A 21,382-nucleotide genomic window follows, 5' to 3' on the forward strand; every position below is an offset into this window, starting at 1 on the left:
GCCGTCACGCCGCCGGCTCCGGCACGCGCCGTATTTCCACGCGCGCCGGAAATGCGTCGATTGTCAATTCACCATTTTTCCACTCCGCAGCCTTGCCGTTGACCGTCGTCGCACCCGGTGTTCCGTCGATGGGCCAGGGCAATACCACGCCGCCGGGCGGGGCGAGGCCGTCGCCTTCGATGGCCAGTTTCAGGCCGATGCGGTCGCGCCACAGCGCGTAGCTCAGCGTGCCATACGGCGTGCGCAGACCACGGATCGCGATGCCTTTGCCGTCGAGCCACGCCGCCGGCACGCCGGCGGCGACGACCAGCGCCTGGTGTTCGTAGCGTTCGTAGGCGAACAGGTCGAGCGCGGCGCGGATGAAGTCCGAGCTGACCCAGGCATGCGGCATGTCGCCGATGAAGCGCGGCTCGCGCGGCAGCCGGCCGACGACTTCGGCCCATTGGTTCCAGGGCAGTGGACGCCGGTCGGCAAGGAAATACTCGGCAACCGCCCAGGCGCGCTCGCGCTGCCCTAGCCGCACCAGCGCCGACACGTTGCGCCATTCGTAGGGCGTGTAGTCCTTCCAGTCGCGCCGGCCGTCGCGGCGCGCGGCGAATTCGGTCCAGTAACGCTCGAACGTGTTGCGCAGCAGTTCCGGCGACAGGCTGGCCTGTTCGCCGGCCGGCGACAGCGCGATCGTCGTGGAGGTCGGGTCGAAGTCGCCCAGTTCGGCGCAGCCCGGCAGGAACCCGATGCCGTGACGCGCCGTCGCCGCGCGCAGCGACGCGTGCAGGTCGCTGCGGAATTCGTCGCGCGCCGCGGACATCGTCTGCGCCTCGCGCGTGTAACCCAGCGCTCCCGCGATTGCCGCAGCATCCTTGTAGCCCGTCAGCGCCCAGAAATTATCCCAGTACGAATGCATGGGCTTGGCCGAATAGCCCTCGTGACTGATCGACGCCGGCATCATTCCGAAGAATGCCTGGCGCTCTGGTGTGCGGTTCGCGGCCGTGCGTTCGCTCACGCGCAAGGTGTCCATGTAGCGCACCGCGGCCTGCACGTTCGGCCAGTATTTGCGCAGCGCGGCCGTGTCGCCGCCATAGCGCCAGACCAGCGCGGCCAGGTGGACGAACTCGCCATGGCTGTCGTTCTCCGGCACCGGGTCGGAGCCGCGCACATCGACGCAGCACGGTACTTTTCCATTCTTGAACTGGTACGGCGCATACCATTCCAGGTACTCGCGCGCGACGGTGATGTCGCCCAGGCGCAGCAGCCCCTCGGCGATCATCGCGCCGTCGCGTATCCACGAACGCGCATAGGAGCGTGTGCCCGGCCGCAACATCGGTCCGTCGCGCGACAGCAGGATATGCGCAAGCGAACTGCGCACGCTGTCGGCCAGCGCCTGGCCTTGTGCCGGCACGACGAGTTCAACGCGGTCCAGGCGCGCGCGCCACTGTGCGGCGCTGGCTTGGTATTGCTGCTGCAGCCAGGCCTCGGCGGCGGACTGACCTGCGTCGGGCGGCAGTGTGGGCGCGCCGATCAGCGGCGCGACGAGGCCCACCGCCGTTTCGGATCCGGCGGCGAGTTCGGCCTCGTACAGCAGCGCCGCGGACGCCAGACCATCCGGGTCGCCTGCCCACACCGCCGATGGCAGCGGCGCTTCGCCGAAGCGCGTTTCCGCAAAACCGCGCGCCGAGTCACTCGCAAACGCAGCGACCGGCTCCATCAGCGCGTGCACGCGCACCTTGCCGTCGACGAGCAGCTGGCGCGCCTGTGGCGCCCAGCCGGCCTCGCGCAGCGGCGCCACGCCGCCCGGCGTGGACAGGAACTGCGTCGGCGGGTTGACCTGGAATGGCCGCAGCGCGAGCACGAGTCGCACACGCCGCGTCTGCGTGCCTTCATTGCGCAGCGTGTAGCGCGCCTGCAGTTGCGCGTCCTTCGAATCGCCGTTTGCGAACGCGTCGATGTAGAGACTGATGTCATTCCAGCGCCAGCCCACGCGCGGCAGCGGCAGGTAGCCGTCGGCCAGCGACTGCGACGTCGTCACGTCGGCCCAGCTGATGATCCTGCCGTCGTCGTCGAGCAGGAACGGTTCGATCGACACGTCGCCACGCGCGAGCTCGATCGCACCGTCCTCGCCGATCAGCGCGCTATGCGCGCCGCCGTCGACACCGACCAGGGTCCAATACGACTGCTCGCCGTGAAACCCGCGCGGCAGGCTTCCGCGCGGCAGGTCGCGCGCGCTGCGCTGCAGGAAGCGCGTCAGCGTGCTGCCCTCGGCGACATCGGCGAGCTCGAGTTCGGCCAGCGCGAACTCGTCGCCCTGGCCGCGCTGCAAGGTCAGACGCAGGTGACGTGCCTCCGCTTCAGGCAGCCATAACGCATCCTCCCCACCATTGCCCTGCTGTACCCGTCGCACCTCGCGCCAAGCCACGGCGTCGTCGGACAATTCGACCGCATAGTCCGTCGCCGCGCGTTGCGGCAGCCAGTGCAGCAGGAGGCCGCCGAATTCGCGCGGCTGGCCGAAGTCGAGCGTAAGCGTGGTGCCGGCTTTCGCGCGGCTGCGCCAGGCCGTCGCGCGATCTCCATCGACGGACAGCGACGCGCCAGCTCGCCGCTTCTGCGCGCTGGCACGAGCGGCGATCGGCGGCGACGCAGCCACCGGCGGCAGTTCACGCAGCTCCAGATGGGCGATGCACAGCTCGCCGCTGCCGCCGCTGTCCGCGTAGACAGTGAATTCGATCGCGGCGCTGCGCCGCAGCGTCTTGTCTGCCGCCGGTCCCCAGGCGAACTCGATGTGCCGACGCCGCAGGCGCAGCATCTCCCAGTCCGGCGTCAGATGCGTGCCGGGCCGGTTCACCCACCAGACGTTCTCGCCGCTTGCGTCGATGAGCTTGAACTGGAACGCGTTGTCCGGCCCGCTGCCGCGGCGGCGCAGGCGGAACTCGTAGTTCTCCGGATACTCCAGGTCAATCTCGCGGCGCAGGGTCGCGTAGCCGGATACGCGGTTGAAGTCGTAGACGAGGCAGGGCTGGCCGTCCGCCACGCGCACGCTTGCGCTGACCTGGTCGGAAGCCAGCGCCTTCCAGTCGGCCGCATCGTCCATCAGCCGCGCGGCCTGCAGCGGCGTCACCGCCCACAGCGCGAGGACGAGCATCGGAGCAGCGAGGATGGCCCTCAACCCTTGACCCCGCCGAGCATGAGTCCCTGCAGGTAGTGCCGCTGCAGCGCGAGGAAGAGCGCGAGCACCGGCAGCACAGTCACGACCGCTCCCGCCATCATCAATTCGTTGTCCATGACGTGCTCGCGCGACAGCGACGCGAGCGCCACCGGCAGGGTCTGGTAGTCCTGGTCGCTGAGCACGATCAGCGGCCACATGAAATCGTTCCAGCTCGCGAGGAAGGTCAGGATCGCGAGCGTGGCGATGATGGGCCGCAGCAGCGGCAGCACGATGACGAAGAAGATGCGCGCCTCGCCGGCACCGTCGATGCGCGCCGCCTCCAGCAGTTCGTCGGGTATCGAGCGCGCGTACTGGCGCACGAGGAACACGCCGAATATCGACGCCAGCGCCGGCAGCACGACACCGGCGTACGTGTTGACAAGGCCCAGCGTCTTCATCAGAAGAAACAGCGGCATCATCGCGACCTGACCCGGAATCACGAGCGCGCCGAGCAGGGCCTGGAACAGGGCATCACGCCCGCAGAAGCGCAGCTTGGCGAACGCATAGCCGGCGGCAAGATTGAACAGCAGCGACGCCAGCGTGACCGCAGTAGCCAGCAACAGGCTGTTGAGCAGATAGCCGCCCATGCGGTCGCGCGCGAACAGCTGTACGTAGTTGGCCAGGCTCGGCTGCTGTGGCAGCAGCGGCGGCGGGAATGCCGCGGCCTCGCCAGGCGCCATGAAGGACACCGACAGCATCCACGCGAGCGGCGCGAGCGCGAACAGTGCGAGCAGCGTCAGTGCCCCGTTCACCGCAATCGCCGCGCCGGTGGACTTCATGCGGCGTTCCAGCGCCGCGACAGGCGCAGCAACACCAGGGTCGCGACGAGAATCAACGCGAACAGCAGGAACGCGATGGCCGAGGCGCGGCCGAGATTCCACCACTTGAAGCCTTCCTCGTACATGTGGAACAGCACGCTGAAGGTGCTCTGCAGCGGACCGCCGCGTGTCATGACATAGGGTTCGGCGAACAGCTGGAAATAGCCGGCGACGGTAATGATGGAGACCACGAGCAGGGTCGGCGCTAGCAGCGGCAGCGTGATATGGCGCAGGCGCTGCCAGGCGTTGGCGCCGTCGATGCGCGCGGCTTCGTAGAGTTCGGCCGGAATCGCCTTCAGCCCGGCGAGCAGGATGATCATGTTGTAGCCGAAGTTCTTCCAGGCGGCGAACGCGATGATGGTCGGCATCGACCAGTGCGCGTCGCCGAGCCAGTCGACGGGCTCGAAGCCGAGCCAGACCAGGCCGTAGTTCACGAGTCCGTAGCGCGTGTGGAACAGATAGCGGAACACCACCGCGACCGCGACGACCGTCGTCACCACCGGCGCGAACAACGCCGTACGGAAGAAGCCCTTCCAGCGCGCGAGGCGCGAATCGAGCAGCAGTGCGGCGCCCAGCGACAGCAGCATCGACAGCGGCACGCCGACGCCGACGAAATACAGGGTGTTGCCCAGTGCCTTCCAGAACAGCGCCGTCTGCAGCACCTCGACATAGTTGCCCAGGCCGACGAAGCGCAGGTTGCCGCGATCGGCCAGCGCGTACAGGTCGAAATCCGTGAAGCTCAGCAGCAGTGCCGAAACCACCGGCAGCACGAAGAACAGGCCGATCACGCTCAGCGCCGGCGCCACGAAGCCCCAGGCCGCGCGCTCCATCCTCATGGCGCACCGGCCTGCGCGTGCATCCAGCGCCGCTTCTCGAGGATCGCATCGACTTCGGCGTCGAGGCGGCGCAGCGCCTCCTCGCTGTCCATGCCGCCGCGCACCACGCGTTCCGCGGCGAGCTGCATGGCGATCGCGATGCGCTCCCACTCGGCCACTGCCGGCGCCGGTCGCGCCTGTTCGAACTGCACGCGGAACGCCTGCGCGTATTCGTCGCCGGCCAGCGCGGGATCGCGCCACGCGCTGCGCCGCGGCGGCAGGTCACCGGTCAACGCATGCAGGCGTAGCTGCTGTTCGGGTCGTGACAGGAACTCGACGAGCTGCCAGGAAGCGTGTTTGTGCCGCGAGCTGCGAAACACCGCGAGGCTGGTGCCGCCAGCCACGCCGCCGCCGCGCCCGTCGATGCCCGGCAGCGGTGCCGTGCCCCAGGCCTGCTGCAGCTCGGCCGGCAGACGGCGTTTGAACTCGCCGATGTTCCACGGCCCGGTGATGTAGAACGCATTGAAGCCGCGCGCGAATTCGTTCCAGACATTGGATATCTGCGTATCGCTCATGCGCGGCGCCCAATCCTCGCGGAACATCCCGACGTAGAACGAGAACGCGCGGCGGAAGCCAGGGCTGCGGAAGTTCGCGCGTGTGCCGTGATCGACCAGCAGCGGCTCGTCCTGCTGCAGCGCGAGCTGCAGCAGCGGCTCGAATTCGTCCAGCGGCAGCAGGATCGCGTAGGCATCGGTGCCGGCCAGTCGTTTCACCGCGGCCATTGCGCGGCGCCATTCGTCCCAGTCACGCGGCGGCACGGCGAAGCCGGCGCGTGCGAGCAGATCCTTGCGGTAGAACAGCACGCGCGTGTCGAGATACCACGGGATTCCGTAGAGGCGGCCGTCGACGACGTTGGTATCCCAGGCCGCGGCGAAGAAATCGGCACGATCGATCACCCGCGACCCGGCGACGGCCGCATCCAGGGGTTCGAGCGCGCCGAGCACGGCGAACTCGGCGAGCCAGGTATTGCCGAGCTGGCAGACATCGGGCAGAGCGTCGCCGGCGAATGCGGTCAGCAGTTTTTCGTGCGCGGCAGTCCACGGCAGCTGCTGCACGTCGACGCGGATGTCCGGATGCTCGCGCTCGAACTGCGCGATCAGCTCGGCCACGACCTCGCCCTCCCGGCCCATGCCCCAGAAGCGCAGCACGGTGCGCTCGTCGGTGCGGCTGCAGGCGGGGAGTACCAGCGCCAGCACCAGGCAGGCCAGGAAGGCGAAGCGTGGACTCACCGGCGCGGCACCGGTCGCGGCTGCGGACCTTCGTCCAGCCAGCCGCCACGGAACCCTGCGCGCATCAGGCCGCGCCGGACATACGGGTTGCGCCGCATCACTTCCCAGACGAAGCCATCGCGGTAGTTCGCGATCATGGCGACGATCGGCCCCTGATCGATGCCGATGTAGTCGCTCGCGACCCAGCCCAGCTCCGGCACGATGCGTCCGGTCTTCAGCGGCACCTCGTAGGAAAAGCTCGGGTTGAACGCGTCGAGGAATCCATATTTGGAATAGATCTCATGACCGTAGCGCCGGTGCATCTCCTCGATCGCCGGCATGACGATCTCCGGCGCGAACGGCAGCGACGCCACCGCCGCGGTCGGCGCGATCGTGCCGTCGTCGAAGGCATCGGCGATGCCAGCGCCGCGTGCCGAATAGTGGCGGAACTCGCGCGCCTGGCCTTCGAACAGCTGTTGCGCGATCTGCGGACCGTCGCTCGCGGTGAGGCCCCAGACGTTCTCGCCATAGCCTTTCCAGCGCATCGGATTGGCGATCGCGTAGTTGCGCTGGGCATAGGTCGCACGCCGGCTGTTCTCGAAATAGTCCAGGCCTCGGCGCCGCATGTAGTCGTCGCGGATGCCGCGGAAGTCGATCCACACATGCGAATACTGATGGCCGAACAGTGGGCCGAAGCCGAGGTATTCCTGCTTCTGGTACTCGCCCCAGGCCCTATCGTAATTGCGTGTCCACGCGTTCCAGCCGTCGTCGCCGATCGGATGCGTCGGCGACCCCAATGCCAGGATGTAGACCAGCATCGCTTCGTTGTAGCCCTGCCAGTCATGCGGGATGAAGCCCGACTCGGGAAACCACCCCATCGACAGCAGCGGTTTTCTCACCTGCAGCCAGGGCCAGTCCGCGCGCGCATAGATCGCGTCGGCAAGGATGCGGATTTCCGCCTCCGGCGGTTCATCGCGGTCGTAGTAGGTCTGGGCGAACAGTACGCCGGCCAGCAGCAGCGCCGTATCCACCGACGACAGCTCGACCCACGACGCGTAGCGCGTTCCGCTGTCCAGTTCGAGGAAATGATAGAAAAAACCGTTGTGCCCGGCCTTGCCGGTCGCGTCCGGTCCCTGCGGCGCCGTCGCGAAGAACCGCAGTGTCGTCAGCGTGCGCTCGCGCGCCTGTTCGCGCGTGATCCAGCCGCGCTCGACGCCGACCGCGTACGCGGTGAGGCCGAACCCGACCGCGGCGATGCTCGAAAACGGTTCGTCGTATGGATAGCGATCCGGCACCAGCGCATTGGGCCGGTCCGAGGTTTCCCAGAAATAGTTGAACGTGCGCTGCTCGAGGTCTTCCAGCAGCGGCGTCAGCGGTGGATGCAGCAGCGCGACCGGCACCTCGCTCGCCGCCGGCGGCGGCGGATCGCTGCAGGCGGCGAGGGTCAGCGCGAATGCGGCGAGCAGCGCCATCCAGGCGCGCTGCCTCGGCCGGATTGCCTCTGCGCCGTGCGCACACGGGGCAGAGGATTCCGGCTCTTTTCGTCTTCTATTCCACATCGTCAGAAACGGTACCGTGCGCTCACCTGATAGCTGCGCGGCGGCCCCTTCGTGCAGTTGGGCTCACCGAAGCTCGGCTCGGCCGAATTGCCGTTGAAGCAGCCGTAGTTCGTGAAGTTGAACAGGTTGAACGCGTCGGCGCGCACTTCCACGGCCTGACTGCGGCCGAAGCGGAATTCCTTGGACAGGGCCAGATCGAACTGGCGGTAGGCCCAGAAGTTGTCCAGCACGAAATCCTGGCGGTCCGGATACGCGCCGCCGAGCAGGATGCCGCCGTTGTAGGCATAGCCGTTGCGCCCGACGTCGAACGGTTCGCCCGAGTTGAGCGTGAGAAGACCGGTCAGGCGCATGTCCCAGGGCATCTTGACGGAGCCGTTGACGACGACGTTGTGCTTGGCACCCACGCGATTGGCCAGGTAGTCCGCCGGTGTCGGATAGTCGAGCGAATACGCGTCACCGCCCTGCTTCTTCGCAAGCTGGAACGTCCAGTTGAGGCCGAAGCCCCAGCCCGACTGATCGGTGTAGGGCTTTTCCAGCGTGAAGAACAGGCCTTTCGACGAATAGTTCTTGGTCGAGGAGATCAGCACCGGGCTGTAGTTGCCGGGCAGCGGATTGATGAAATCGCCGTTCGGGCGACGGTTGCCCCACACCCAGGTGAACTGCCGGTAGCCGAGCACGCGGCTGTAGGTCAGCGTCGCGATCCAGTCGCCCAGCGACTGCTTGATGCCGAGCGAGAACGCGTCGCTGTACGGCGGCTTGGTCTTGTTGTTGAGCAGATTGATCTCGCCGCTGCCCGCGTTGCCGCCGGCAATGAGTTCCTGCAGCCCGGCCGCGGTCAGGTAGCGCGGATCCCATACCACCGACGGATTGCCGTCGACCGGCGATCCGTCACGCGAGAAGTAGATGGCGTAGTACGGATACTGCGAGTGAAAACTTTCCTGGATCGGGTTGTCCAACGGCGTGCGGTCGTAGTAGCGGCCCGCGCCACCGGTCAGGATGGTCGACTGGTCGGCGTCCTTGCTCACGTCGAGGGAGAAGCCCAGGCGCGGCTGGAACGCGCCCTTGTAGCCTTCGCGTTCGTTGCCCGTGCTGATGTAGTCGCGCGACAGGCCGAGGAATTCGATGGCGGCGTACTGGCTTTGCGGCGTGACGTAGTCGTTGTCGTAGGCATTGGACTCGTAGTCCCAGCGCAGGCCGAGATTGAGCTGCAGCCGCTCGTTGACGTCCCAGTCGTCCTGGATGAACAGGCCGGTCTGCGCGTTGTCGATATTGGCCTGCTTGCCGACCGGCGAGTAGTTCGCGCGATAAGGGATCTCGAAGCCGGTCGGATAGCGGAAGTTGTACGAGTAGCGCGGATTGGCCGTGTTGTTTTCCAGCAGCTCGAGCTTGTACTTCGCGTGCTTCACGCCGAACTTGACGATGTGATCGCCGTGCCAGTCGATCGCGTCGAAGGTCACGTCGTTGCGAAAGGTCCAGTGTTCCTGGTGCTTGTCCTGCAGACTGGCCGCGCCGCCGACGATGCCGGTGCCCTCGTAGTCGCGCGAGACCTCCGTAGTCACCGCCGGTCGCGGCGAATAAGTGTACTCGCCGACGTTGAGCAACATGTCGTTCACGAAGTTGCGGCCGCGGAACTGCCATTTCAGCAGCGCGTCGTTGACTTCGTTGTCGCGGTCCTGGCGCGCGATGTACGCCGTCGTCGTGCTGATGCCGATGACTTCCGTGTCCTTGCGCCGCGACATGGTGAAGTCGACCGAGTTGTCGTCATTGGGCCGCCAGGTCAGCTTGCCGAACGCGACCTTCTGCTCGAATGGGACGTCGAAGTTGCCGTTGTACTGGGTGAAGTCGGGCGTGCCGGTATACGCGGGATCGGTGGGGTTGCGGAAGAAGATCGGCTGATTGCCGTTCTCGTCCTTGGCCTCGTAGCTGACGAAGAAATGCAGCACGTCGGGAATGATCGGTCCCCCGAGCGTGGCGCCGTACTGCTCGCGCGAATAGTCGGGCTTGGGCAGCCCGCGACGCTCGCTGAAATAGTCGTTCTCGACCATGCCCTTGTCCTGGTAATAGGCATAGGCCGTACCGTGGAACTCGTTGGTGCCGGACTTGGTCACCGCGGTGATGATCGCGGTGCCGGCCTGCTCGTACTCGGCCTTGTAGTTCTGCGTGAGCACGCGGAACTCCTGGATCGCCTCCTGCGAGAACGGGTTGCCGCGGCTGGAATCCTGACCAACGAGCCCGCCCTGCAGGATGTTGTTCTTGAGGTTCGCGCCGTCGATGAAGACGTTGGTCTGGCTGGCGGGCTGGCCGGCTGCGGAAATGGTCTTGCTGTAGCGGTCGTTGGAAACGACCACGCCCGGCGCGAGCGCGGCGAAGGAGAGGAAGTTGCGGTCGCTCTGCGGCAAGGTGCGCATCTGCTCCTGAGTGATGTTGGTCGCGATCTCGGAGGTCTTGAGCTCCACCGGCGCCGTGGCGACGACCTCCACCTGTTCCAGCTCAACGGTATCCTTGCCAGCCGCCAGATCCAACGTGAGCTGCTGACCGACCAGCACGCTGACCCATTTGGAACCCAGCGGCGTTCCGCCGGCGTTCGCACTGATCTCGTAGTTGCCCGGCCGCACGCCGCTGAGCACGTAGCGGCCGTCGGCGCCGACCGTGGCGCGCGTGGTGTAGCCGGTCGCGATGTCGCGCGCGACGACTTCGGCGCCGCTCGCGGCGCCATCGACCTTGCCGCGTATGGTCGCGTTGACGTTCTGCGCGAGCGCACCGCCGGCGGCGAACAGCGCGCACACAGCTCCGACTGCGGCCGCGAGCAGTTTTCTTGTGTATTTGTTTTTGAATTTCATTGTATAGCGCCTCCCCATGAGGACTCTGCAACGAGCGAATGTGCGCGGTTCAACCCGGTTCGGCCGGCGCGCAGGACTGGCGCACGACGAGTTCGCAGGCCAGCACCTCGGCCTGCGTATCGACGTGCTCGGGTTGTTCCAGGCAGGTAATCAGTCGTGCCATGGCGCGCTCGCCGAGCTCGGCGATGCGCACGCGCACCGTGGTCAGCGGCGGCGTCGTGTAGCGCGCCATCGGAATATCGTCGAAGCCGACCAGAGCCAGGTCCTGCGGCACGCGCACGCCGAGTTCGTTCAGCGCGAACAGGCAGCCGACGGCCATCGCGTCATTGGCGGCAAAGATCGCGTCGGTCTGCCGGCCGGCCGCCTCGATTGCACGCGCCGCGCGGTCGCCGCCAGCCTCGGTGAAGTCGCCGTCGAAGACCTGCGGCGCAGCGCCGGGCAACAGGTCGGCCAGCGCCTGCTCGTAGCCGCGGCGCCGTTCCCGTGCGTCGAAATTGTCCGCCGGGCCGGCGACGAGCGCGATGCGGCGGAACCCGCGAGCAACGAGGTGCTGCACCATGGCGTAGGCACCAGCGAAATTGTCGACGTTGAGCGAGGCATAGTCGCTGCCGGCGACTTGCGTGTTCATGAGCACCGTCGGCACGGCCGACGGCAGGTTGTCCGACAGCAGCGGCACATCGGCGTGCGGCGACATCACGAGCAACCCGTCGACGCGGCCCTGCAGCGCGCGCAGCGCGAGCGCGGTCTCGTCGGCCGAACCGTGCGAACTCGACACCAGCAGGTGCAGTCCGCTGCGCCGTGCAGCGACGTCCATGCCGCGGATCAGTTCGGAGAAGAATTCACCATAGAGATCGGGCAGCACCGCACCGACGGTCTGGGTGCGCCGCGTGATCAGGCTGCGCGCCGCACCGTGCGGCATGTAGCGCAGCTCGCGTGCGATGTCGAGGATGCGCGCGCGGGTTTCCGGCGTGACGCTCTCGTGGCCGTTGAGCGCACGCGACACCGACGCCACCGACACGCCGGCGTGGCGGGCAACGTCCTTGATCGTGACCGTGGCGCTGCGTGCGGACATGGGACGGGGACCACCTCAAGTGGATGTAAACGTTTTCATCATGGCGCGCAGCAGCGGGATTTGTCATGTTGCGGCACGGAAAAAAGTGGCGAACGCAGCGTTTCCTCTGCGGGAAACCGAAATTATTCAATCACATGGAGCAATGAATCGCGCGTTTGCGCGGAGCAACGCCTGGCTGCGGCGGCGCAAAGGCCGCGGCAGCGCCTCATGAACAGGAACGCCGGGCCGTCAAGGCAACCTTTACCGCCCGCGGCCGGTAATCGGCGGCTAGCGCCAGCCCGACGTGATCGGATAGCGCCGCTCGCGCCCGAACGCACGCCGCGACACCTTGGGGCCGGGCGCGGCCTGATGACGCTTCCACTCGCTGATGCGGACCAGGCGCAGCACGCGGTCTACGACCGCCGCATCGAAGCCGGCGCGGACGATGTCGTCGCGCGACTGTTCCTGGTCGACGTGGCGCAGCAGGATCGCATCGAGCACGTCGTAGGGCGGCAGCGAATCCTGGTCGGTCTGGTTCTCGCGCAGTTCGGCCGACGGCGGGCGCGCGATCACGGCCGCGGGAATGACCGGCGCGCCGGCGACCGCGTTGCGCCAGCGCGCCAGCGCGAATACTTCGGTTTTATACAAATCTTTTATGGGCGCATAGCCGCCGCACATGTCGCCGTAGATCGTGGCGTAGCCGACAGCGTATTCGCTCTTGTTTCCGGTCGTCAGGACGAGGCCGCCGAATTTGTTCGACAGTGCCATCAGGATGCAGCCGCGACTGCGCGATTGCAGGTTTTCCTCGGTCGTGTCGGCGGCGCTGCCGGCGAAGGCCGGCGCGAGCGCGTCGAGGAAGCCGCGGAACGGCGCCTCGATCGCCACTTCGATGATGTTCACGCCGAGTACCTGCGCCTGCTCGTCGGCGAGGTCGTTGCTCAGGCCCGAGGTATAGCGCGAGGGCATGCGCACGCCGGTCACGTTCTGCGCGCCGAGCGCATCGACCGCGACGCACAGCACCAGCGCCGAATCGATGCCACCGGACAGGCCCAGCCAGACCTTGTCGAAGCCATTCTTGCGGCAATAGTCGCGCGTGCCGCGCACGATCGCGCGCCAGGCCAGCGAATCGCGGCCTTCGTCGTTTTCTGCGGGCCAGTCGCGAGGTGTGAAGCGGCGCGTCGCGGCGTCGTAGTCGGCCGTGAGCCAATGATCCTCGAACGCGCGCGCGGCCGGATGGATGTGCCCGTCCGCGTCGGCCAGGACCGAGGCACCGTCGAACACCAGCGCATCCTGACCGCCGACGACGTTGAGATAGGCCAGCGCGACGCCGGCCTCGGCCACACGCGCGGCGAGCAGGGCATCGCGCTGGGCGTGCTTGTCGCGCTCGAACGGCGAGGCATTGGGCACCAGCACGAGTTCCGCGCCGGCGCGCACGCTGGCCGCGAGCGGCTCGGAAAACCAGAGGTCTTCGCAGATGACCAGACCGACGTTGACGCCGTTGACCTCGACCACGCAGGGCTCGCCGTCGGGATCGACCTCGAAATAGCGCCGCTCGTCGAACACCGCGTAGTTCGGCAGCTCGCGCTTGCGGTAGGTGCGTTCGATCACACCGTCGCGCAGCACACTGGCTGCGTTGTAGACCACCGAGCCAACGCTTTCCGGCCAGCCGACCACGGCGACGATGCCGTTGACCTGCCCAGCCACGCGCGCTATCGCGGCGGCGCATTCGGCAAGGAAACCCGGACGATAGAGCAAGTCTTCGGGCGGATAGCCGCTGAGTGACAGCTCGGGAAACAGCACGAGATCGGCGCCATGGACGTCGCGTGCCTGTGCGATCAGCTCGACCAGACGCGCCTCGTTCTGCAGCACGGCGCCGACCGGGAAATCGAACTGAGCGAGGGCGATACGGAGTGCGGGCATGGCCTTACCAGCGGATGCGCTTGGGAGGCCGAATCATAGCCCAGCGCATCGCCGCGACACCCGCGCGCGGGAGACGTTGGGATTCCCGGCCCGCCGCTGCGTAACAGAAGCTCGTGCCGCGCGATTGCGGCTATGCGCTCCCAGGAGAATCATCGATGCCGTTCCTCCGTCTCGCCCGCGCCGCATGCGCCACCGCGCTGGGGCTCGCTGCCGGCGCGGCACAGGCCGTGCCGCAGTATTTCATCGTCGGCGACATTGCCGATCCACGCTGCCAGTACGCGACGATTGCCCAGGCCATCACCGCGGCCCAGCTCAACGGTCCGGGCCTCGACTACGTAATGGTCGCCAACAATGCGAGTTACAGCGCACAGGCGCTGAACGTCTACGGGCAATCGGTGCTGATCGAAGGCGGTTACGCCGACTGCGACCTCAATCCCGACATCGGCACGCCTTACACGCCGATCGGGGGCAACGGCAATGCGCCGGTACTCAACATCGAACCGGGCGCGGCGGGCAGCTACGAGGTGCGTCTGAGCCGCCTTCTCCTCAGTGGCGGCGGCAACACGTCCGCGGACGGCGGCGGCATCCGGCTGCGTCCGGGTACCAACACCTTCGTGAAGCTGTCGCTGGACGACACCGAGGTATCCGGCAATCGCGCGAGCCGCGGCGGCGGTATCCATGCCGTCCGCGGCACCAGCCCCGGCGGCCAGTACACCGTCATGTTGAGGGCGGGCACGCGCATCAGCGGCAACACCGCCAGCAGCAGTGGCGGCGGCCTGGAGCTCATCGACGGCAACCTGCATATCGAAGCCGACGGCGTGCGCATCGACGGCAACAGCGCCGCTGGCGCTGGCGGCGGAATCTCCCTGCTCGGCGGCACGCTGCTGGTCGGCAACCCCGAGCTGCGCGCGCCGCGCAACGACGCGACCGGCGCGCGAATCGACCACAACAGCGCAGGCACGATCGGCGGCGGCATCTATCTGTTTGGCGCCTCGACGCGAATGAACGCGCAGGAGCTCATCGTCGAATGGAACGATGCGGTTACCAGCGGCGGTGGCATCGCCGCGAGCAACGGTGCAAAGGTGCGCCTGACGCGCGATTCCAGCGACGGCCTCGGCTGGCTGTGCCCGCGCGAGCGCGAATGCACGCGCCTTAGCCAGAACCGCGCCGGCGGCGGTACCGCAACCGGCAGCCGCGGTGGCGCGCTCGCGATCTATTCGTCTGAAGCCGAACTCGCGCAGGCCGTGGTACGGCACAACGAGGCGCAGGACGCTTCGGCCATCTACGTCGACGGTGCCTCGGTGCTGCGCGCCGAAGGCGTGGTGTTCTCCGGGCATCGTTCGGCCGATCAGCCCAGCCAGGCCAGCGCCGTCATCCGCGCGTACTACGTCGCGCCGGCACAGGCGCCGGAACTGCTGATCGCCTACAGCACCTTCATGGGCAACGTGCGGCGCGGCACCGACGGAAACCTTCAGCGCGGGCTCGATGTCGCCGGCTGGAACCAGACCGTGTTCTCGGCCTACAGCTCGGCCTTCCTCGATTCACCGTATCCGTGGGTCATGTACGGCCCGCACCGCAGCGACTGCATCATCCAGCGCAGCGGCGGCCTGCTCGACGGCAACGGCACGCATACGCGCAACACCGCCGTCACGCAGACGGACACCGGTGTGTTCCTCAACGGCGCGCTGACCGACTGGCGGCCACGGCACTCCTCGCCGCTGGTCGACTTCTGCAACAGCGACGCCTACATCCCGCGCTATCGCGACCGCGACCTGCAGCCGCGCTGCCGCAACGATGCCAAAGTCGATACTCACGGCCCGTGCGATGCGGGCGCCTGGGAGAACGACCAGCTGTTCGCCGACGGCTACGGCGGCTGACGCTCGGCCGCAACACGACAAAGGCCGCGGATCGCTCCGCGGCCTTCGTCAAAACGTCACGTTTGAAGCGGCGGGACTTCGCTCAGCCGCCCAGACGCGCGGTGATGGCCTTGCCGAGATCCGCCGGCGACTTGACCGTCGTCACGCCGGCCTTCTCGAGCGCGGCGAACTTCGCTGCCGCAGTGCCCTTGCCGCCGGAGATGATCGCGCCGGCATGACCCATGCGCTTGCCTGCCGGAGCGGACGCACCGGCGATGAACGCCACGACCGGCTTGGTCACGTACTCGGCGATGAACTCGGCGGCTTCTTCCTCGGCGCTGCCGCCGATTTCGCCGACCATGATGATGCCTTCGGTCTGCGGGTCATCCTGGAACAGCCGGATGCAATCGATGAAATTGAGGCCGTTGATCGGATCGCCGCCGATGCCGATACACGTGGACTGGCCCAGGCCCGCATTGGTGGTCTGGAACACGGCTTCATAGGTCAGCGTGCCCGAGCGCGACACGATGCCGACCTTGCCCGGCTTGTGGATGTGGCCCGGCATGATGCCGATCTTGCATTCGCCCGGCGTGATGACGCCGGGGCAGTTCGGGCCGATCAGCACGGAGTCCGGATAGCCCTTGAGGGCGTTCTTGACGCGCAGCATGTCGAGCACCGGAATACCTTCCGTGATCGCCACGATGACGCGGATGCCCGCATCGGCTGCTTCGAGGATCGCGTCGGCCGCGAACGGCGGCGGCACGAAGATCATCGACGCGTCGGCACCGGTTTCGTCGACAGCGTCCTGCACCGTGTTGAACACTGGCAGGCCGATGTGCTGCGAACCGCCCTTGCCCGGGGTCACGCCACCGACCAGCTTCGTGCCGTAGTCGACCGCCTGTTCGGAATGGAAAGTGCCCTGCTGGCCGGTGAAGCCCTGGCAGATGACCTTGGTGCTCTTGTTGATCAAAACGCTCATGGCTGGATTCCTTACGCTACGGCCGCAACGGCTTTCTGGGCCGCATCGTTGAGATCGGTCGCCGGCGTGATCTTGAGACCGCTGTTGGACAGCAGCTCCCGGCCTTTTTCCACATTGGTGCCTTCGAGGCGCACGATCACCGGAATCGTGACGCCGACTTCCTTGACCGCCGCGATGATGCCCTCGGCGATCATGTCGCAGCGGACGATGCCGCCGAAGATGTTGACGAGGATGGCCTGCACCTTGTCGGAGGACAGGATCAGCTTGAACGCTTCGGTCACGCGTTCCTTGGTCGCGCCGCCGCCGACGTCGAGGAAGTTGGCGGGCTCGCCGCCGGCGAGCTTGATCACGTCCATCGTGGCCATGGCCAGGCCGGCGCCATTGACCATGCAGCCGATGTTGCCGTCCATGGTCACGTAGTTGAGGTTGTGCGTGATCGCAATCGCCTCGGCCGCGTCTTCCTGCGATTCGTCGCGCATGGCGGCGAGCCGCGGATGGCGGAATTCGGCGTTGTCGTCGGAATTGACCTTGCCGTCGAGCGTGATCAGGTCACCCGAGCCGACGATGGCGAGCGGATTGAGCTCCACCAGGGCCAGGTCCTGCTCGTTGAACAGCTTGTACAGCGCCAGCATCATCTTGGTGAGCTGGTTGACGTGCTTGGCCGACAGGCCCAGCGCGAAACCGAGCTTGCGGCACTGGTAGGGCTGCAGCCCCTGCACGTAGTTCACATCGAGGGTCTGGATCGCGTCGGGATTCTCTTCGGCAACCTTTTCGATCTCGACGCCGCCCTCGGACGACGCGATGAAGGTGATCGCCTTGGTCGAGCGGTCGACGAGCACCGACAGGTAGAGTTCCTTGACGATGTCGTTGGCTTCGGTCACCAGCACCAGGTTCACCGGCAAGGCGCGGCCGGCGGACTGGTAGGTTTCCATGCTGCGGCCGAGCATGCCGGCGGCGGCGGCCTTGACCTCGTCCAGCGACTTGCAGAATTTGACGCCGCCGGCCTTGCCGCGGCCACCGGCGTGGATCTGGGCCTTGACCATCCACTGTTCGCCACCGACGGCCTTGGCCGCTTCGACAGCCGCCTCCGGCGTTGCGGCGACCTTGCCGGCCGGCACGAAAATGCCGTACTCGGCGAACAGTTCTTTGGCCTGGTACTCGTGGAAGTTCATGCGAACACCTTGCGGGAAGTGAATCGGATTGCTGGGCGAGGAAACCAGCGCCAGCGCATCGCGCCGACACCTGCTGGCCTCCCGGTTGCTGCGCGACGAGGGGGCGGACCGCACCCCCGGCAGAATGGCCGCGTATTCTGGGCAAAGGTGGTGGCAAAGGAAAGTCCGGCGTAGCTGACTTCGGGATAGGCTGGCCTCGCGGCTTCGGAATGTCGCTTCCGTCACCGCGCCCCGACCATCCGGATCGCCCCCCGATATCGCGGCGACGAGCTTGCGCGCACGAATACGGCCCCTCATTTCTCGTGTCTGTACACTCTCTATTCGCCTCCTGTCGCCCGGGGGACATCATTGTCCCGGCGAGCATCTTGCCAAGCCGCGCAAAACTCGCGACGCTGCGGCCCATGGGCACAGTCGCGCGGCCGCGCAGCGTCATTTCCGTGGGGTCCGCCACGACCGGGGAAGCAACCCGGCGCGAACTCTATTTCTTCAACCTGTTCCGCGTATTGCAGTCGTGCATCTACGCGGGCCTGGCATTCAGTCCGCTGGCGATCAACTGGCTGGACCTGCGCTTCCCGCTGGTCGGACGCATCAGCGCGCTGCTCTACATGGCGTTCGCGACGATCCTGTTCCTGCGCACAGAACACGTGCTGTCGCGGGTCGTCCCGACGGTCACGACCGCGGTGCTCTGCGACATCGTCGCGGCCATCGTCGCGATCGCGAGCATCCGCGAGCCGCAGTCCGGCATCGCGATCCTGCTGATGTTCAATATCGGGGCCGGCGCGCTGCTGTTGCCGCCCCGCCGCGCCGGACTGCTGGCGCTGTTCGGCGCCATTGCGCTGGCATCGGGCGCTGCCCTGGTACGCCATTTCGACGCCAGCTACGAGATCGGCCCGCTGGAATCGGTTCTGTTCGGCACGGCCTACATCGCCTCGTATGGCATGTTCAACGTGCTCGGCAAGCAGATGCGCGCGACCGAGGCGCTGGCCGAGCAGCGCGGCACCGATCTGGCCAACCTGTCCCAGGTCAACGACATGATCATCCGGCGCATGAAGACCGGCGTGCTCGTGGTCGACGACGCCAACCGTATCCACCAGATCAACGAGTCGGCCTGGATGCTGGTCGGCAGCCCCAAGCCCGATCTGCGCGACCTAGGCACCGTCGCCCCCGAGCTGTCGCGCCGTCTCTACCACTGGCGTACGACCGGCAAGACCGACACGCGCGCGGTCGCCCTGGCCGAGGACGTTCCCGAAGTGCTGCCGCGCTTCACGCGCCTGTCGCCGAATGAGGCGACGAATGTCCTGATCTTCCTCGACGATACCTCACTGGTGTCGCGGCGCGCCGAGGAACTGACCCTGAGTTCGCTGGGCCGGCTGTCGGCATCGATCGCGCACGAGATCCGCAATCCACTCGCCGCGATCAGCTACTCGGCCCAGCTGCTGGCCGAATCCGAAGACCTGATCGTCGCCGACCAGCGCATGGTGGAGATCATCAACAACCACTGCGCGCGCGCCAATGACGTCGTGGAAAACATCCTGCAGCTGTCGAGGCGTGAACGCTCGAGGCCCGAACTGGTCGACGTAAACGCCTGGGTGACCAATTTCATCGAGGAATACAAGGCCAGCAACGACTTAGGCATGGACCAACTGCGCGCGGTGACCCAGCCGCGCCTGATCGACGGCCTGTTCGATCCGCAGCAGCTGCAGCAGGTGGCCTGGAATCTGGTGCAGAACGCGATCCGCTATGGCCGCCTTCCGGGCGAACCGGCACGCGTCGCGGTGATTGCGCGCATGCTCGGCGACAAGGGACCACCGGTGGTCGAAGTGGTCGATCGCGGTCCAGGCATTCCGCCCAAGGTCGCCGCGCAGATCTTCGAGCCCTTTTTCACCACGCACGAGTACGGTACCGGCCTGGGGCTGTATCTCGCCCGACAGCTGTGCGAAGCCAACCAGGCGGCACTGGAATACGTGCCCGTGGCCGGCGGTGGCAGCTGCTTTCGCATCACGCTCGTGACGCAGATGGCGCCGACGCCGATGCGCCAGTGAGATCGACGTCTTTACCCGTACGGGTCCGGGCATTACCCTGCCGGGACAGGGGCGGACGTCAGGCAGGATTGCACACGCGATGAGTAAACAAACCGCTCTTGTGATCGATGACGAACGCGATATCCGCGAACTGCTGACGATTACGCTGGGCCGCATGAATCTCGACGTCACCACGGTCGGCAGCGTCGGCGAGGCAAGGGCACGCCTGAGCGAGCGTCGCTTCGACCTGTGCTTCACCGACATGCGGCTGCCGGACGGCTCCGGCCAGGAAGTCATCGAGCTGGTGGCGCGCCAGTGCCCGGAAATGCCAATCGCGATGATCACAGCCTACGGCAACGTCGACGCCGCAGTGGTCGCGCTCAAGGCCGGGGCCTTCGACTTCGTGTCCAAGCCGGTCGATCTGGCGATGCTGCGCCGCCTCGTGCAGACCGCGCTGAAGCTCGGCGAGGAGCGCCGCAGCGGCACTAGCGCGACGGAAAGCAAGTTGATCGGCGATTCGCCGGCGATGGAGCAGGTGCGTGCGACGATCGGCAAGCTCGCGCGCAGCCAGGCGCCGGTCTACATCAGCGGTGAATCCGGCGTCGGCAAGGAGTTGGTCGCGCGCCAGATCCACGAACTCGGCCCGCGGGCCAGCGGTGCGTTCGTCCCGGTCAACTGCGGCGCGATCCCGTCGGAGCTGATGGAGAGCGAGTTCTTCGGCCACAAGAAGGGCAGTTTCACCGGCGCGCATGCGGACAAGGACGGCCTGTTCCAGACCGCCCAGGGCGGCACCCTGTTCCTCGACGAAGTTGCCGAACTGCCCCTGCACATGCAGGTCAAGCTGCTGCGCGTGATTCAGGAAAAATCCGTGCGCCCGATCGGCGGTCGCGGCGAAGTGGCGATCGATGTGCGCATCCTGTCGGCTACACACAAGAACCTGGCGCGTCTGGTCGAACTCGGCCAGTTCCGCCAGGACCTGTTCTACCGCATCAACGTGATCGAACTGCGCGTGCCGCCGCTCCGCGAGCGCAAGGAAGACATACCGAAGCTCGCCGGCCGCGTGCTCGAACGCCTTGCGCGCGACCACGGCAGCAGTCCGGCGCGACTCAAGCCCGAGGCGCTGGCCTCGCTGCTCGCCTACAACTTTCCAGGCAATGTGCGCGAACTGGAAAATGTACTCGAACGCGCGGTTGCACTATGCGAGGGCAATACGATCGAGGTTGACGACCTGCAGCTCGTGCAGCAGTTGCGCAGCCGCGTCGCCAACGAAGGTGTCGGCCCGCCGCCAGCGCAACCGCACAACCCGATACCCGCAGGCAACCAGGCGATCGATCCCGACGAGGACGACGGCCAGCCGCAGGGACTCGACGATTTCATCAGTAACATCGAGCGCGAGACCATCATGAAAGCGCTGGTCGAGACGCGCTACAACAAGACGGCGGCGGCCAAGAAGCTCGGCATCACGTTCCGCGCGCTGCGCTACAAGCTCAAGAAGCTCTCGATCGACTGAGCGCCTGCCGAGGACAGTCCAGCGGCGCAGCAGATCGCCGAGGTCGTCTGACGCCGCGGAAGGCCGCGAGCCGACGGATCGATCGGCTGCGGCGACGCGTGCAGCCATACGGCAGAGGGCGCCAGGGTCGACGCGCGACCCAACGTTTGGCACGGTCTGTCAGTTTGTGACGCATAACGGCGAGCCCTGGAAATCGGTTGACCTGTACCGTCCCGTTCTGTGATGGGGGTCCGGATCCTGGGCCACTCGGTGATGGCATGAAACGTGCTCTACTCTGGTCGGGCATCGACGTCGGTGTCGAACGGCCGCTGACACGGGCCCAATCGGCCGATGTAAGCTCAGGGGCAATACTTCGAAGCAAGTGACCAGGCTGC

The 21,382-nt window shown here is 66.6% G+C and carries 12 protein-coding genes and 1 pseudogene; 3 read left to right on the plus strand and 10 right to left on the minus strand.

Annotation, left to right across the window (positions count from 1 at the left end; all coding sequences use genetic code 11):
• Positions 1-4: 4 nt before the first annotated feature.
• The 8 genes and pseudogenes from RUU78_RS09630 to RUU78_RS09665 all read right to left on the minus strand — a co-directional run bounded on the left by RUU78_RS09630 (position 5) and on the right by RUU78_RS09665 (position 13,470).
• Positions 5-3,160, minus strand: a complete 3,156-nt coding sequence (locus RUU78_RS09630; protein ID WP_313916015.1) for a discoidin domain-containing protein — start codon at positions 3,158-3,160, stop codon at positions 5-7.
• A complete protein-coding gene (locus RUU78_RS09635; RefSeq protein ID WP_313916017.1) occupies positions 3,157-3,978 on the minus strand; it encodes a carbohydrate ABC transporter permease in 822 nt (273 codons plus the stop codon). The genes RUU78_RS09630 and RUU78_RS09635 overlap by 4 nt, the downstream gene beginning before the upstream one ends.
• Positions 3,975-4,853 (minus strand): sugar ABC transporter permease, encoded by an 879-nt coding sequence (locus RUU78_RS09640; RefSeq protein WP_313916019.1) that lies wholly within the window; start codon positions 4,851-4,853, stop codon positions 3,975-3,977. The genes RUU78_RS09635 and RUU78_RS09640 overlap by 4 nt, the downstream gene beginning before the upstream one ends.
• Positions 4,850-6,121 carry a sugar ABC transporter substrate-binding protein gene (locus RUU78_RS09645; RefSeq protein ID WP_313916020.1) on the minus strand — a complete coding sequence of 424 codons (1,272 nt, stop codon included), beginning with the start codon at positions 6,119-6,121 and terminating at the stop codon, positions 4,850-4,852. Before RUU78_RS09645 ends, RUU78_RS09640 begins: the two co-directional genes overlap by 4 nt.
• A pseudogene (locus RUU78_RS09650) lies at positions 6,121-7,572 on the minus strand (glucoamylase family protein); the annotation flags it as partial. The gene RUU78_RS09645 and the pseudogene RUU78_RS09650, both read right to left, overlap by 1 nt.
• Before the next feature lie 89 nt (positions 7,573-7,661).
• Positions 7,662-10,499: a carboxypeptidase regulatory-like domain-containing protein gene (locus RUU78_RS09655; protein ID WP_313916022.1), complete on the minus strand. Its 2,838-nt coding sequence runs from the start codon at positions 10,497-10,499 to the stop codon at positions 7,662-7,664.
• 49 nt (positions 10,500-10,548) lie between these two features.
• The gene (locus tag RUU78_RS09660; protein WP_313916024.1) at positions 10,549-11,571 is read right to left on the minus strand and encodes a LacI family DNA-binding transcriptional regulator; all 1,023 of its coding nucleotides are present in this window, start codon (positions 11,569-11,571) and stop codon (positions 10,549-10,551) included.
• A 267-nt stretch (positions 11,572-11,838) separates the two neighbouring features.
• Positions 11,839-13,470: an NAD+ synthase gene (locus RUU78_RS09665; RefSeq protein ID WP_313916026.1), complete on the minus strand. Its 1,632-nt coding sequence runs from the start codon at positions 13,468-13,470 to the stop codon at positions 11,839-11,841.
• Positions 13,471-13,625: 155 nt separating this feature from the next.
• Here RUU78_RS09665 and RUU78_RS09670 point away from each other — a divergent pair, with 155 nt between their 5' ends.
• Entirely contained in the window at positions 13,626-15,347 is a 1,722-nt protein-coding gene (locus RUU78_RS09670) for a hypothetical protein (protein WP_313916028.1), read from the plus strand.
• Positions 15,348-15,429: 82 nt separating this feature from the next.
• Here RUU78_RS09670 and sucD read toward each other — a convergent pair whose 3' ends face one another.
• A complete protein-coding gene (sucD, locus tag RUU78_RS09675) occupies positions 15,430-16,305 on the minus strand; it encodes a succinate--CoA ligase subunit alpha (protein ID WP_313916030.1) in 876 nt (291 codons plus the stop codon).
• 11 nt (positions 16,306-16,316) lie between these two features.
• Positions 16,317-17,477, minus strand: coding sequence for an ADP-forming succinate--CoA ligase subunit beta (gene sucC, locus RUU78_RS09680; RefSeq protein ID WP_313916032.1), 1,161 nt, complete (start codon positions 17,475-17,477; stop codon positions 16,317-16,319).
• A gap of 365 nt (positions 17,478-17,842) precedes the next feature.
• Between sucC and RUU78_RS09685 the strand changes: the two genes are divergently transcribed.
• Both RUU78_RS09685 and RUU78_RS09690 read left to right on the plus strand, forming a co-directional pair.
• On the plus strand, positions 17,843-19,519 hold the full coding sequence (locus tag RUU78_RS09685; RefSeq protein WP_313916034.1) for an ATP-binding protein: 1,677 nt from the start codon (positions 17,843-17,845) through the stop codon (positions 19,517-19,519).
• A 79-nt stretch (positions 19,520-19,598) separates the two neighbouring features.
• Positions 19,599-21,008: a sigma-54 dependent transcriptional regulator gene (locus RUU78_RS09690; RefSeq protein WP_313916036.1), complete on the plus strand. Its 1,410-nt coding sequence runs from the start codon at positions 19,599-19,601 to the stop codon at positions 21,006-21,008.
• Positions 21,009-21,382: the final 374 nt, after the last annotated feature.

The organism is Tahibacter sp. (assembly GCF_032229445.1).
Classification (GTDB): Bacteria; Pseudomonadota; Gammaproteobacteria; order Xanthomonadales; family Rhodanobacteraceae; genus Tahibacter.

What these genes read in the sequence shown, in the direction of transcription:
- RUU78_RS09635 (WP_313916017.1), bottom strand. Translation starts at nt 3,978, where the DNA reads ATGAAGTCCACCGGCGCGGCGATTGCGGTGAACGGGGCACTGACGCTG.
- RUU78_RS09640 (WP_313916019.1), bottom strand. Translation starts at nt 4,853, where the DNA reads ATGAGGATGGAGCGCGCGGCCTGGGGCTTCGTGGCGCCGGCGCTGAGC.
- RUU78_RS09655 (WP_313916022.1), bottom strand. Translation starts at nt 10,499, where the DNA reads ATGAAATTCAAAAACAAATACACAAGAAAACTGCTCGCGGCCGCAGTC.
- RUU78_RS09660 (WP_313916024.1), bottom strand. Translation starts at nt 11,571, where the DNA reads ATGTCCGCACGCAGCGCCACGGTCACGATCAAGGACGTTGCCCGCCAC.
- RUU78_RS09665 (WP_313916026.1), bottom strand. Translation starts at nt 13,470, where the DNA reads ATGCCCGCACTCCGTATCGCCCTCGCTCAGTTCGATTTCCCGGTCGGC.
- RUU78_RS09670 (WP_313916028.1), top strand. Translation starts at nt 13,626, where the DNA reads ATGCCGTTCCTCCGTCTCGCCCGCGCCGCATGCGCCACCGCGCTGGGG.
- sucD (WP_313916030.1), bottom strand. Translation starts at nt 16,305, where the DNA reads ATGAGCGTTTTGATCAACAAGAGCACCAAGGTCATCTGCCAGGGCTTC.
- sucC (WP_313916032.1), bottom strand. Translation starts at nt 17,477, where the DNA reads ATGAACTTCCACGAGTACCAGGCCAAAGAACTGTTCGCCGAGTACGGC.
- RUU78_RS09690 (WP_313916036.1), top strand. Translation starts at nt 19,599, where the DNA reads ATGAGTAAACAAACCGCTCTTGTGATCGATGACGAACGCGATATCCGC.